At 69.4% G+C, this 14101-nt stretch carries 12 protein-coding genes; 9 read left to right on the top strand and 3 right to left on the bottom strand.

Annotated features, from left to right (window positions below):
* The first annotated feature begins 118 nt into the window (after positions 1-118).
* From AC5RVZ_RS10345 to AC5RVZ_RS10310, 8 genes are all read left to right on the top strand, one after another.
* Complete coding sequence (locus tag AC5RVZ_RS10345; protein ID WP_494065666.1) at positions 119-1738, top strand: sugar ABC transporter ATP-binding protein; 1620 nt, start codon at positions 119-121, stop codon at positions 1736-1738.
* A complete protein-coding gene (locus tag AC5RVZ_RS10340; protein ID WP_494065665.1) occupies positions 1735-2847 on the top strand; it encodes an ABC transporter permease in 1113 nt (370 codons plus the stop codon). Before AC5RVZ_RS10345 ends, AC5RVZ_RS10340 begins: the two co-directional genes overlap by 4 nt.
* The gene (locus AC5RVZ_RS10335) at positions 2844-3896 is read left to right on the top strand and encodes an ABC transporter permease (protein ID WP_494065664.1); all 1053 of its coding nucleotides are present in this window, start codon (positions 2844-2846) and stop codon (positions 3894-3896) included. Before AC5RVZ_RS10340 ends, AC5RVZ_RS10335 begins: the two co-directional genes overlap by 4 nt.
* A gap of 2 nt (positions 3897-3898) precedes the next feature.
* Positions 3899-4612 carry an L-ribulose-5-phosphate 4-epimerase gene (locus tag AC5RVZ_RS10330; RefSeq protein ID WP_494065663.1) on the top strand — a complete coding sequence of 238 codons (714 nt, stop codon included), beginning with the start codon at positions 3899-3901 and terminating at the stop codon, positions 4610-4612.
* A complete protein-coding gene (locus AC5RVZ_RS10325; protein ID WP_494065662.1) occupies positions 4609-6222 on the top strand; it encodes a xylulokinase in 1614 nt (537 codons plus the stop codon). Before AC5RVZ_RS10330 ends, AC5RVZ_RS10325 begins: the two co-directional genes overlap by 4 nt.
* Positions 6223-6260: 38 nt before the next feature.
* Positions 6261-7772 carry an L-arabinose isomerase gene (gene araA / locus AC5RVZ_RS10320; RefSeq protein ID WP_494065661.1) on the top strand — a complete coding sequence of 504 codons (1512 nt, stop codon included), beginning with the start codon at positions 6261-6263 and terminating at the stop codon, positions 7770-7772.
* A gap of 34 nt (positions 7773-7806) precedes the next feature.
* Complete coding sequence (locus AC5RVZ_RS10315) at positions 7807-10779, top strand: immunoglobulin-like domain-containing protein (protein ID WP_494065660.1); 2973 nt, start codon at positions 7807-7809, stop codon at positions 10777-10779.
* 97 nt (positions 10780-10876) lie between these two features.
* Positions 10877-11821, top strand: coding sequence for an aldose 1-epimerase family protein (locus tag AC5RVZ_RS10310; protein ID WP_494065659.1), 945 nt, complete (start codon positions 10877-10879; stop codon positions 11819-11821).
* Between the two features lie 36 nt (positions 11822-11857).
* Here AC5RVZ_RS10310 and AC5RVZ_RS10305 read toward each other — a convergent pair whose 3' ends face one another.
* From AC5RVZ_RS10305 to AC5RVZ_RS10295, 3 genes are all read right to left on the bottom strand, one after another.
* On the bottom strand, positions 11858-12397 hold the full coding sequence (locus AC5RVZ_RS10305) for a hypothetical protein (RefSeq protein WP_494065658.1): 540 nt from the start codon (positions 12395-12397) through the stop codon (positions 11858-11860).
* An 8-nt stretch (positions 12398-12405) separates the two neighbouring features.
* A complete protein-coding gene (locus AC5RVZ_RS10300) occupies positions 12406-12831 on the bottom strand; it encodes a DUF4383 domain-containing protein (protein WP_494065657.1) in 426 nt (141 codons plus the stop codon).
* Between the two features lie 78 nt (positions 12832-12909).
* Entirely contained in the window at positions 12910-13110 is a 201-nt protein-coding gene (locus AC5RVZ_RS10295) for a hypothetical protein (RefSeq protein WP_494065656.1), read from the bottom strand.
* A gap of 313 nt (positions 13111-13423) precedes the next feature.
* On the opposite strand from AC5RVZ_RS10295, the gene AC5RVZ_RS10290 reads away from it, so the two are divergent.
* The gene (locus AC5RVZ_RS10290; protein WP_494065655.1) at positions 13424-14050 is read left to right on the top strand and encodes an asparagine synthase; all 627 of its coding nucleotides are present in this window, start codon (positions 13424-13426) and stop codon (positions 14048-14050) included.
* The last annotated feature ends 51 nt before the right edge of the window (positions 14051-14101 follow it).

Below are 14101 nucleotides of genomic sequence, written 5' to 3'. Positions count from 1 at the left end.
GAAGTCCTGCGGCGGTAACGAGCAGTAGTCACGGTGCGGGGTCAGCCACCACAGGCGGCCCCGCACCGTTCCATGAAAGCCGGTTGCTCGCGCAGCCGCGGCACAGGATGCGAATGCCATGAGTGAAGCACTGCCCATCGTGGAGATGCGCGACATCTCCATCGAGTTCCCGGGCGTCAAAGCGCTGGACGGTGTGGACTTCCGTCTTTTCCAAGGCGAGGTCCACGCGCTGATGGGCGAGAACGGCGCTGGGAAGTCGACCCTCATCAAGGCGCTGACCGGGGTGTACAAGATCGACGCCGGATCGATCCTCGTCGCAGGCCAGGAGCGTCAGTTCCACGGCACCGCCGACGCCCAGAACGCCGGCATCTCGACGGTGTACCAGGAGGTGAACCTGGTCACGAACCTCTCCATCGGAGAGAACGTCATGCTCGGTCACGAGGTGCGGGGGCCCTTCGGCGTCAACTGGCGCGCGACGCACAAGGCCGCCACCGAGGCGCTCGCCCGGCTCGGGCTCGAGCACCTCGACACCCACCGGCCGCTGTCGACGCTGTCGATCGCGATGCAGCAGCTGGTCGCGATCAGCCGCGCCATGGCGATCAAGGCCAAGGTGCTGATCCTCGACGAGCCGACCTCGAGCCTGGACGCCGCCGAGGTGGAGGGCCTGTTCCGCGTCATGCGCGCCCTGCGCGACCAGGGCGTCGCGATCCTCTTCGTGTCGCACTTCCTCGACCAGATCTACGCGATCAGCGACCGCCTGACGATCCTCCGCAACGGCAAGTACGAGGGCGAGTACCTCACGCGCGAGCTCGACCGTCACGCCCTCATCTCGAAGATGATCGGCAAGGATCTCGACGCGCTGAAGTCGCTCGGCGGCAACCGACGTGTGGAAGAGCGCGATCGCGCGGCGGAGGAGCCGCTGCTGTCGGCGACGGGTCTCGCACGCCGCGGCTCGATCGAGTCCACCGACCTCGACATCCATCGCGGTGAGGTGGTCGGCTTCGCGGGGCTGCTCGGCTCGGGACGCACGGAGCTGGCTCGGCTCCTGTACGGCGCGGACCGCCCCGACGAGGGGGAGGTGACGCTGCGCGGCAAGCGCGTCGACATCAAGAGCCCGGCGGACGGTCTCGGCAAGCGGATCGCCTTCTCGACCGAGAACCGCCGTGACGAAGGCATCATCGGCGACCTCACGGTCCGGGAGAACATGATCCTGGCCGTCCAGGCAGAGCGCGGATGGGCCCGACCCATCTCGCGCAAGGAGCAGGACGAGATCGTCGACAAGTACATCAAGGCGCTCAACGTGCGCCCGGCCGATCCCAACCGCCTCATCAGGAACCTCTCCGGCGGCAACCAGCAGAAGGTGCTCCTGGGCCGGTGGCTGGCGACGAAGCCCGACCTGCTGATCCTCGACGAGCCGACCCGCGGCATCGACGTGGGCGCCAAGGCCGAGATCCAGGAGGCGGTCGCCGAGCTCGCCGAGGACGGTGTGTCCGTCGTCTTCATCTCGTCCGAGCTCGAAGAGGTCGTGCGCCTGAGCGAGCGCATCGTGGTGCTCAAGGATCACCAGAAGATCGGCGAGATCGTCAACGGCCCCGACGTCACGGCGCAGAAGGTCGTTGACGTGATCGCGGCGCATGGCGTCGAAGCGGCCGCCGACAGCGAACTGGTGGAGCCAGAATCCGACCTGCACGGGACGCCGCAGGACCATCTGCCCACCACGACGGAGGAGCAATCGTGAGCACCGTCTCCCGCGCCTCGTGGCTGCGCGATCTGATCCGCAAGCCCCTGTTCTGGGGCGTCATCGCGATCGCCGCGCTGCTTCTGCTGAACGTTCTGAAGGACCCCAACTACCTCGCCCTGTCGATCAGCGCGTCCAGCGGCAACCTCGTCGGCAACCTGGTCGACATCCTGCGCGCCGCCGCGCCGATCCTGATGATCGCCCTCGGGATGACGCTCGTCATCGCCACGGGCGGCATCGACCTGTCGGTGGGTTCGGTCATGGCTGTCGCCGGTGCCGTGTCGATGGAGTTCATGAAGGGCGCGGCCGACTCCGGTTCGGTCGGGGTCGCCCTTGCCGCCGGCGGCCTCGCCCTCATCGTCAGCGCCGTGCTCGGCGCGGTCAACGGTGTGCTGGTCGCCTACATCGGGCTCCAGCCGTTCATCAGCACCCTGATCATGATGCTCGCCGGTCGCGGCATCGCCAAGGTGATCACCGCCGGCCAGAACACGTCGGCGTCGAACGATCCGTTCCGGTGGATCGCCAACGGCTACCTGGTCGGGCTCCCTGTCGTGTTCCTCCTCGCGATCCTCATCGTGATCGTCGTCGGCTTCGTCGTCCGCCGCAGCGCGCTGGGCCTGATGATCGAGGCGATCGGCATCAACCCGAAGGCGAGCCGCATGGCCGGCATCAAGCCGAAGGGCCTGCTGCTGACGGTCTACATCGTCAGCGGCGTCCTCGCCGGCGTGGCGGGCGTCATGTCCGTCGGCACGGTCATGACCGTCGATGTCTCGCGCACCGGGTACCAGATGGAGCTCGACGCGATCCTGGCGGTCGTGATCGGCGGCACGTCGCTCGCCGGAGGGAAGTTCTCGCTCGGCGGCGCCGTCGTCGGCGCCCTGCTCATCGCGACGCTCGACAAGACTGTGCTCTTCCTCGGCATCTCGTCCTCCGCGACGCCGGCCTTCAAGGCGATCGTCATCGTCGTGCTCTGCCTGCTGCAGTCGCAGCGCGTCCGAAGCTGGTTCGTCCAGCGACGCACCGGAGCGCCGAAGCACAAGGAGAAGGACCGGGACAAGGGCGTGACCGCCACGAAAGCCCCGCAGCCGAAAGAGGAGGTGACGGCATGACCACCGTGCAGACCCGCCGTGTCGAAGGCGCCGGCGCGCCCTCAAGGCTCACCAAGGTGACCGACGCCGTCCGCCGGATCGCCACGTCGAACCCGTCGGTCCTTCCGACCGTCGCCGCCATCCTGATCTTCGTCGGGATGGTCATCTACGGCGAGGTGTCCTACGGCCGGATCGTGCAGTACAACACGCTGTCGAACCTGCTGATCAACAACGCCCACCTCATCATCATCGCCGTCGGGATGACGTTCGTGATCCTCACGGGCGGCATCGACCTCTCCGTGGGATCGGTGATCGCGCTCTCGAGTGTCGCCGGTGTGATGCTGTCCAACGCGGGCTGGAATCCGTATGCCGTCATCGTGCTGATGATCCTCATCGGCACGGTGTCGGGGCTGGCCAGCGGCATCCTGATCCAGTACTTCAACGTGCAGCCGTTCATCGCCACGCTCGCGATGATGTTCCTCGGCCGCGGCCTCGCGTCGCTGCTGAGCACCGTCCCCGAGCGGCTCGCAGACGACTCGCCGATCCGCTGGCTCGGCTCGCAGTTCAAGGTGATCGACGGCGAGAAGGTGAACGACCTGGTCATCACGCCGGGCGTGCTGATCGCTCTCGTGGTCGTGCTCGTCGCGTTCTTCGTGCTGCACCGCACCCGCACCGGCCGCACCGTGTACGCGATCGGCGGCTCCGAGAACTCGTCGTCGCTGATGGGTCTGCCGGTGCCGCGCACCAAGATCCTCGTCTACGTCGTCAGCGGCACCCTCTCGGGCATCGCGGCCGTCGTGTACACGTCGCGCCTGGGCATCGCCCAGAACATCACCGGGATCGGATGGGAGCTCGACGCGATCGCCGCGACCGTCATCGGCGGAACGCTCCTGACCGGCGGGTACGGCTACGTGCTCGGCTCGGTGGTGGGCGCCCTCGTGCTCGGACTCATGAACGTGCTCATCACACGCGACGGCGGCATCCGGCCCGAGATGACCACCATCATCACCGGCGGCATCCTTCTCGTATTCGTGCTGCTGCAGCGCGTCGTCACCAGGAAGCGGGAGTGACCATGACCGAATCCCAATGGGGCCCCGACGTCGAGGCGGCCATCCAGACCGTGCGCGCCGATGTCGCGAAGCTGCACGGCGAACTCGTCCGGTACGGCCTCGTCGTGTGGACGGGCGGGAACGTCTCGGGTCGAGTGCCCGGAGCCGATCTGTTCGTCATCAAGCCATCGGGCGTCTCCTACGACGACCTGGCGCCCGAGAACATGATCCTGTGCGATCTCGACGGCAACGTCGTGCCGGGAACCCCCGGCAGCGACCGCAGCCCCTCGAGCGACACGGCTGCACACGCATACGTCTACCGCCACATGCCGGAGGTTGGGGGAGTGGTGCACACCCACTCCACGTTCGCGGTGGCGTGGGCGGCGCGCGGCGAGGAGATCCCGTGCGTCATCACCGCGATGGCCGACGAGTTCGGGGGGCCGATCCCGGTCGGACCGTTCGCGATCATCGGCGACGACTCCATCGGCCGCGGCGTCGTCGAGACCCTGCGCGGCCACCGCAGCCGCGCGGTGCTGATGCAGAACCATGGCCCGTTCACCATCGGCGTGTCGGCGAAGGACGCGGTCAAGGCGGCGGTCATGGTCGAGGACGTCGCCCGCACGGTGCACTACGCGCGTGAGGCAGGACCGGTCATCCCGATCCCGCAGGAGGCGATCGACCGCCTGTACGACCGGTACCAGAACGTGTACGGCCAGAGCGGAGACGAGCGCCGATGAGCGAGGAGGCGACGACGACGGATGCCGCGCGCGAGGCGATCCTCGCCGGACGGACGTCGCTGGGCATCGAGCTGGGCTCCACGCGCATCAAGGCGTGCCTGGTGGCATCCGACGACCCCGCCACGGTGCTCGCTGTCGGCAGTCACGAGTGGGAGAACCGCTTCCAGGACCGGGTCTGGACCTACGCCCTCGAGGACGTGTGGTCGGGATTGCAGGCGGCGTACGCCGACCTCGTCGCCGACATCCGCCGCCGATACGACGTGACCCCTCGCACCTTCAAGGCGATGGGCGTGTCGGCGATGATGCACGGCTACCTGGCGTTCGACGAGGCCGGCGAGCTGCTGGTGCCGTTCCGCACCTGGCGCAACACCACGACCGAGCGGGCGGCGGCGGTGCTCTCGGAGCTGTTCGGCGTCAACATCCCGCTGCGCTGGTCGGTCGCGCACCTTTATCAGGCCGTCCTCAATGAGGAGCCTCACGTGGCGCACGTCCGGCACCTCACCACGCTCGCCGGGTACGTGCACTGGAAGCTCACCGGGCGCACCGTGCTGGGCGTCGGCGACGCGTCGGGGATGTTCCCCATCGACCCGGTCACCGGGGGCTACGACGCCGGCATGCTGGAGAAGTTCGACCGGCTCGTCGGCGAGCGTGCGTACGGGCTTCAGCTGGCGGACCTCCTGCCGGAGGTGCTGGTCGCCGGCGATCCTGCAGGAGAGCTCACCGCCGAGGGCGCCCGGCTGCTCGATCCGTCCGGAACACTCGAGGCCGGCGTGCCGCTGTGTCCGCCCGAGGGGGATGCCGGCACCGGGATGGTCGCGACCAACTCCGTCGCGCCGCGCACGGGGAACGTCAGCGCGGGCACGAGCATCTTCGCGATGGTCGTCCTCGAGCGTCCGCTGCGCGCGGTGCATCACGAGCTCGACATCGTCACGACGCCGTCGGGCGACCAGGTCGCGATGGTGCACTGCAACAACGGCGCCAGCGAGCTCGCCGCCTGGGTCGGGCTCTTCAGCCGGTTCGCCACCGTCGCAGGCGGCGCCCTCGAGCCGGACGAGGTGTTCGAGGCGCTGTTCCGGGAAGCCCTCGACGGCGACCCCGACGCCGGCGGCCTGCTGGCCTACAACCATCTGTCGGGTGAGCCCATCGCCGGTCTCACCGAGGGGCGTCCGCTGTTCGTGCGTGTTCCCGAGAGCCGCTTCACGCTCGCCAACTTCATGCGGTCGCAGCTCTACGGCGTGTTCGGCACGCTGGCCCTCGGCATGCGCGTGCTCGAGAGCGAGGGCGTCACCATCGACCGCATGTACGCCCACGGCGGCGTGTTCCGCACCGCCGGGGTCGCTCAGCGCTTCCTCGCCGGTGCCCTCGGCGCGCCCGTCGCCGTCGCGCAGACCGCGTCGGAAGGCGGAGCGTGGGGCATCGCCGTGCTCGCCTCGTACCTGTCGGCCGCGCGGTCCACGAGCCTCACCGAGTACCTCGCCGACGACGTCTTCGGCGCCGGAGTCTTCCACACCGTCGATCCCGACCCCGAGGACGTTCCGGGCTTCGCGGCATACCTCTCCCGCTACCGCGCGGGGCTCGAGGTCGAGAAGGCCGCCGCCTCGGCACTCTGACTCTGCAATCCGTCCGTAAGAACCACAGAAGGAATCTCATGACCCGCCAGCCGCTCGCCACCTCGCTCGCCGTGTACGAAGTGTGGTTCGTCACAGGCAGCCAGAACCTCTACGGCGAGGAGACGCTGCTGCAGGTCGCGGAGCAGTCGCAGCAGGTCGTCGACCAGCTGTCCGGCCTGCCCGTCCGGGTCGTGTGGAAGCCGGTGCTGAAAGACTCCGACTCGATCCGCCGGCTCGCCCTGGAGGCGAACGCCCGCGACGAGGTGATCGGCCTCATCGCGTGGATGCACACGTTCAGCCCCGCGAAGATGTGGATCTCCGGCCTCGACGCGCTGCAGAAGCCGCTGCTGCACCTGCACACGCAGGCCAATGTCGAGCTGCCGTGGGCCGATATCGACTTCGACTTCATGAACCTCAACCAGGCCGCGCACGGCGACCGCGAGTTCGGCTACATCCAGACCCGGCTGGGCGTGGCCCGCAAGACCGTCGTGGGTCACGTGTCGAATCCGGCCGTCGTGCAGCAGATCGAGGACTGGCAGCGCGCCGCCGCCGGATGGGCCGCCGCGCGGACCCTCAAGCTGGCTCGCTTCGGCGACAACATGCGCTACGTCGCCGTCACCGAGGGTGACAAGACCGAGGCGGAGCTGCGCTTCGGCGTGCAGGTCAACACCTGGGGCGTGAACGAGCTCGTCGAGGCGGTCGAAGCGGCATCGCCGGCGGATGTGGACGCGCTCGTCGCCGAGTACGTCGAGCTGTACGACGTCGCCGAGGAGCTCCTCCCCGGTGGCAGGTGCCACCAGTCGCTGCGCGACGGCGCCGCGATCGAGCTGGGGCTGCGCTCGTTCCTCGAAGAGGGCGGGTTCGGCGCGTTCACCACGTCGTTCGAGGACCTCGGCGCGCTCAAGCAGCTGCCCGGCCTAGCGGTGCAACGGCTCATGGCCGAGGGCTACGGGTTCGGCGCCGAGGGCGACTGGAAGACGTCGGTCCTCGTCCGGGTCGCGAACGTCATGGGGGCGGGCCTTCCCGGCGGTGCGAGCCTCATGGAGGACTACACGTACGACCTCGTCCCCGGCTCCGAACGGATCCTCGGCGCCCACATGCTCGAGGTCTCCCCGTCGCTGACGACCGCGAAGCCCCGCCTCGAGGTGCACGCGCTGGGGATCGGCGGCAAGGACGACCCGGTGCGGCTCGTCTTCACCGCCGACCCGGGTCCGGCCGTGGTGGTCGCCATGACCGATATGCGCGACCGCTTCCGCCTCATCGCGAACGTCGTCGAGAACGTCGACGCGCCCGACCTGCCGAAGCTTCCCGTCGGCCGTGCCGTATGGAAGCCGGCGCCGGACTTCGCCACGTCGGCCGCGTGCTGGCTCGCCGCCGGTGCCGCACACCACACCGTGATGACCACCGCCGTGGGCATCGAGGTGTTCCGCGACTTCGCCGAGATCGCCAGGACCGAGCTCGTCGTCATCGACGAGGACACCACCGTCCGCGGCTTCCAGCGCGAGCTGCGCTGGAACCAGGCGTACTACAAGCTCGCTCAGGGCATCTGAGCGAGCGATCCCGATCCGAGGGGAGCTCTCACCGATGAGAACGCATCCGTCCACCCACCCGCCACGACGGCGTTCCGCGCGCCGTGCAGTCTCGGCGGCGGTCGTCGCGGCGCTGGCCGCCTCGGCGTTCGGCGTCTCGTCGCCGCTCGCAGCGAGCGCCGCCGAGCCGCCGGCGCCCAGCGCTCACTACGACATGTCACACGCGGGTGCGACGCTGCTGGACGTGTCGGGCAACGGGCGCAATGCCGCGCTGACCGGCTTCACCGACGGGTCGTTCGCCGACGCGAACGGCGATGACGTGCTGCGCTTCCGCGCCGACGGCTACGCGGCTCTGCCCAAGGGCCTCGTCACCGGAACCGACAACGACTTCACAGTCGAGTACACCGTGTCGACGCAGACCGCGGCGAACCACTTCGGCTGGGTCATCGGCGACGGCGTCGGCCCTTGGAACACGACCCAGCTCGGCAACCACATCTTCCTCAGCCCGCGGTCTTCGCAGGGCGGCTACGTCAACCAGGTGCTCGCGGCGATCCGCGTGAAGTCGGGCACCGACAACGGCGAGACCCGGATGCCGGCGGGAGGCGGGCTGAACCCTGGTTTCACCACGCTGACCATGGTGGGCTCGGGCAACACGCTGACGCTCTACCGCGACGGCGCCGTCATCTCGACGCTGACACACACCCGGTCGCTGAGCTCGATCATCCCGAGCGGCAACGTGCTCGGCTACCTCGGCCGGTCGCTGTACCAGGGCGACAGCCTTCTGCGCGCGGATGTCGCCGACGTGAAATTCTGGGACGTGGCACTCACCGCCGAGGAGGTCACCGCAAGCATGCCCACCGCCGAGGAGAAGACCGCGGCGACGGCCGCACTGCTGCGCGGTGACGTCCTTGCCACCATGCTTGGCTCGAACCCGTCGCTGGACCGCGTGTCGAGCAATCTCACGCTCCCGGCCACGGTCAACGGCGTGACGCTGACCTGGGCGTCGTCTGCTCCCGAGATCATCTCCACCACGGGGGCCGTCTCGCGCGGGATCACCGAGGACGCCGCGGTCACCCTGACGGCGAGCACGTCGCTCGGATCGACCCTGACCTTCGACGTCACGGTGCTGGCCCCGAACGTCTCGGCCGACCTCGACGCGATCTCGCTCGCGAGCCGCACCACCGAGCACCTGCCCCTTGCCACCAAGGGTGCGGTGAACGGCGCCGCGATCACGTGGACGTCGTCGGATCCTGCCCTGGTGACCCCCACGGATGCCTCGTACACGGTCCCCGCCGTCGGCGCGGCCGACCCGTTCCGCGGCGGCGGCCTCGTCACACGACCGGCGTACGGCGAAGGCGACCGCGAGGTCACCCTGACCGCTCGCGCGACGCTGAACGGCTCCACCGCGGAGCGGCAGTTCACCGTGACGGTGGCGGAGAAGGGCCGTTGGGCTCCCGACGCCGGCTACGCCGCTGCCTACTTCAAGTCCGACGGAGACGAGAAGATCTACCAGGCGGCGACGTCGGGCAACGACTTCTTCACCTTCTCGCCGGTCAACGGCGGCAACCCGGTCATCACATCCACGGCTGACACCAAGGGCCTGCGCGACCCCTACATCCTCCGCTCGAAGGACGGCGACAAGTACTACATGGTCGCCACCGACCTGTGCATCAGCTGCGGCACCGGCTGGGGCCCCGCCCAGTCCAACGGCAGCCTGAAGATCGAGGTGTGGGAGTCCACCGACCTCGTGCACTGGGAGCGCACCAACGGCGAGAACACCGGCATCACGATCAACCAGCCCGAGGCCGGCATGACGTGGGCGCCGGAGGCCTACTGGGACGACGAGCTGCAGTCCTACGTCGTGTTCTTCGCCTCGCGCCTGTACTCGGACGCGAGCCACACGAACACCGACAAGCTCTACGCCCGGATGTTCTACGTGCTGACCCGTGACTTCGTGACGTTCACGTACCCGCCTGCCACGTGGCAGGACACCGGGTACGCCCGCATCGACTCGACGGTCATCAAGATCGACGACTACTACTACCGCTTCACCAAGAACGAGGAGAGCGGCGCGGCGGGCGTCCTGGAGGCGGGGAAGGACATCTTCCTCGAGCGCTCGAAGGTGCTGACGGCCCCGACGACGCAGTCCAGCTGGACGGCCGACCCGTCGACGACGTGGCAGCTGACCGACACCCGGATGACCAGCCTCGAGACCGGCCAGGCCGGCGAGGGGCCTGAGATCGTCAAGCTCAACGAGGGCGACCCGAACAACGCGGGGAACGGCTACGTGTTCCTCGTCGACAACTACGGAGCGGGCGGGTACCGCGCGTTCGTGACGACCGGCGACGCGATCGCCTCGAGCAGGCAAGGCGACAGGCTGTCCCAGCGCGCGGACTGGAACGTCCGTCCGGGTGGCGGCCTGCCTGCGAGCCCCCGTCACGGCGCCTTCGTGAGCGTCACGCAGACCGTGCTCGATGCGATGCACGACTGGACCGCCGTCGAAGCGGTCGCGTCGACGACCGAGTTGTCGGTCGACGGCCGCACGGCGACCGCGTCGGTCACCGCCGCGGACGGCGGTGAGGTCGTCGGCACCGTGACCTTCACGGGTGACGACTGGACGCAGACCGTGAGCCTGGCAGATCGCGCGGCGCAGGTCGAAGTCCCCGCCGGCGTGGGTGCGGTCACCGCCCGGTACGACGGCTACCGTGACGGGCTGGTGAGCCCGTCGGCGTCGGAGGCCGTGAGCCTCGACCTGAGCCTGACGGCGACCGGCGTGACGCGCTGCGTGGCCGGCAAGGTGACCGAGGTCGTGAGCGTCACCAACCACGACGACGTTTCGGCGTCGGTGACGATCGCGGGCACGTACGGCAGCAAGACGATCGTGGTCGCCGCAGGCAAGACCGCGTCGGCGTCGTTCAGCACCCGTGCCACGGCGATCCCCGCCGACGAGATCCGCGTCACGGGAACGGCCGCGGACGGCCGCAGCCACACCGGCAGCGTCACGGTGCCGGCGGCCACCTGCCGGTAGCGGCGCACGACGCGGGGCCGGCGACCGGCGTCGCCGGCCCCGCACTCGTCGCGCCATACTGGGACAGCCTTTCCAACCGACACCGAAGGACCTCTTCATGGCACGAACCCCCGCATCCGGAACTCAGCACGCGCTCCGCGCCGGCGACTACGAAGCCGTCATCGCGAGCGTCGGCGCCTCGCTGCGCACGCTGACGCACCGCGGTCGTGACCTCGTCGTGCCGTTCGACGCGGACGAGGTGCGGCCCGCGCACCGCGGCGCGACGCTCGCGCCGTGGCCGAATCGTGTCGTGGACGGTCGCTACTCGTTCGGGGGTCGCGACTTCCAGCTCTCGCTCACAGAGCCGGCGCGTCGCCACGCGCTCCACGGCCTCGCCACGTGGCTCGATTTCGAGACCATCGACAAGGGCGGCGACCACGTCACGCTCGCCGCGGTCATCCAGCCGCAGACCGCGTACCCCTGGCGCCTCATCGTCACCTCGACCTTCACGCTGGGACAGGACGGCCTGACGCAGACCGTGACGGCGCGCAACGACAGCGCCGAACCGGCGCCGTGGGGGACCGGCCCGCACCCGTACCTCGTCGCCGGCGACGGCCGCGTCGACGAGTGGACCCTCGAGCTGCCCGCCGAGCAGGTGCTCGCCGTGACGGACGACCGCCTGATCCCGACTGAGCTGGTCGCGGTGGACGCCGCGGATCCCCAGCGCTTCGACTTCCGCACGGCCCGGACCATCGGTGCGGCCGAGATCGACCACGCCTACACGGGTCTCGTTCGCGACGGCGACGGCATCGCGACCGTCCGGCTGACGGATGCCGCGGGCTCGGGTGTGCAGATGTCGTGGGACACCGCCTGCCCCTGGGTGCAGATCCACACCGCCGACAAGCCGGATGCCGCGCAGAGCCGCCTGGGCCTCGCGGTCGAGCCGATGACGTGCGCCCCGGACGCGTTCAACGCCGAGTCCTACCCGTACGACGCCGGGCTGATCGTGATCGACCCCGAGGCATCCGTCAGCGCGTCCTGGCGTCTCGCGGCGATCGACTGATCCGCGGCGGATCGCCCGGTCGACGCTCTGCTGCTCTCAGTGGTGGCCGGGGTCGACGATCTCGTGCGAGCCGTGGTCGGGGGCGACCCGCGCCGCCTCCGTGGTCCCGAGCGCCGGTGTGACGATCGCTCCGACGACCACCGCGGCGGCGATCAGCGCGGCGACCGACACGCGTTCGCCCGACAGTTCCGATCGTGAACTCCGCTGCTGCCGCAGGCGGTGTCCGCAGAGGAATCCGACGGCGACGAGCAGCAGGACGGCCGCAGCCACGGCGATGACGCTCGTCTGCACCGGCGCGGCCCACAGCACCGCGACGGCGGCCAGGATGGCGCCGAGAGCGCCGGTGAGGCCGAGACGTGGGGTGATGAGTCGTCCCCGCGCGAGGACCGAAACGCCCCACGCGAGTGTGGCGGCGCCGAACGCCAGGAGGACGGCACCGGCCCCCCGGGCGGCGCTGCCCTCCTGGCCGACTGCCGTCACTGCGCCGGCGCCCAGAGCGAACTGGATGAGGCCGGCACCCCACGCGGCGAGCGCCGCCACCGCAGGTGCGGTGACGGCCCTCGTCGCTGGGTCCATCTAGGTGCTCAGACCGTGCGGGTGCGGGTCGTGCGGGTGTCGCGCGTGCCGCGCTCCGCGCCGAGGCCGACACCCAGCAGCACCAGAGCGGTGACCAGGTGCAGGAAGTGGTCGGGCGTGTTGAGGGCCAGGATGTTGGCCTGCGTGTCGGCGATGAAGAAGCCGATGATGCCGAGCAGCAGGTACACCGCCCCGACGACGACGTTGACGGTCTTGGCGGCCCGCACGGACGAGAGGCCGCCGATCAGCAGCGCGGCACCGATCAGCAGGTGCGCGATGTTGTGAAGCGGGTTGACCTCGAAGATGCCCAGCAGCAGACCGCCTTCGGTCCCGGCGAAGTCGACGCCTCCGGTGGCGGCGAAGCCGAGGAGGCCGACGAGCAGGTAGACGGCTCCGAAGATGACGGCGACCAGACGGTTGGGTGACGAGCGCATGTGCAGTACTCCTTGACTTGCTGGCGGCGGATGCCGCGTGTACAGGTTGGTGTTCGGGATCGGACAGGTGCGGAGCGGTCAGGTGTGGTCGCGCAGATCTTCCTTGACGTCGTTCCGTGTCTTCACGGAGTCGCGCTCGGCTTCCGCCTTCCGAACCTCGGCGTCGGCCTTCATCTCGTCGACCTTGTCGCCGATCCGGTCGGTGGTGTCCTCCCACGCGTCCTTGACCTTCTCGCCCATGGCCTTCGCGGTTTCCTTGGCGTCGTCCATGAAACCCATGACGTGCTCCTTTCGTGAAGGATCCTGGGTTAGACGCTAGGGGTGGTCACAACGCACCGCAGGGGGCTTGCGCGCCGTCACGCGCGTTGCTATCGAGGGGAAGCGCATGCCTGACGGCGTCGCGAATCCGTGGCACGCGTTCCGAGCGGGTGGCCGGCGGCTTCGGGGCGGCGCAACGTTCCCTGGCAGCCGGTCGGGGCAAGCCGCCGACGGCCCATCGGGCGCCCCGGCCTATCGTCGTCCGTGACGGCGGGTTCGAATCCGGCCCACTCGTCCGACTTCGCTGACGCTAGCCTTTTGGGGGGAGGTGGCGATGGGCAAGACCGCTGAAGCGATCGCCGAGGGCGTGTCCATCGCGTCCGCAGCCGCGCGCCTGGCCATCCGCAACCGGATCCTCGTCGGCACGATCGCCGACGACAAGCCGTTCGATGTCGCCGCGTTCACCCCATTCGCGCGGGAGACGCTGATCTCGCTCGCCGAGGAGCAGGAGCAGGCGGCTGCGCTGGCGAAAAGCCAGCGGAAGAAGGCCTGGGGGAAGTTCTCCGATCCCAGCGGCACGCACGATTATCGCGACCGCGACACACGCAACCTGCGCAAGCGTCACCGCCAGTACGTCGGCGTCGCGAAGGAACTGCGCCGCATGGCCGACGACCCGCACGTCGTGCGGACCCTGGTCGAACAGTCGCGGGATGCGGCGTGGGGTGACGTCGAAGCGAACCTGCAGCGCCGGCTCCGCGTCGAAGGGATGAGGCCCGACCTGGACCCGGACTACGACAAGCTGCGCCTGGCGCGCATGCAGTCCATCCGGCTGGTCGACCTGCCTCGTCTGGCCGCCCACCGGCGTCGCGCCGCCGATCCGGATGCGTCCTCGCCGGCGACCACCGAGTCGTCGCCGGCGCCGCGCGCCTCGGGGATCGACCTCAGCGAGCTGGACTCCTGACGCCGGCGCCCCGGACCCTCCACCCTGTTCGCCGATTCGCGTGGACGAGGG

Source organism: Arthrobacter sp. Cza30 (assembly GCF_059090765.1).
The sequence above is the reverse complement of the archived record's forward strand: the minus strand, read 5'-3'. Positions and strand labels throughout refer to the sequence as shown.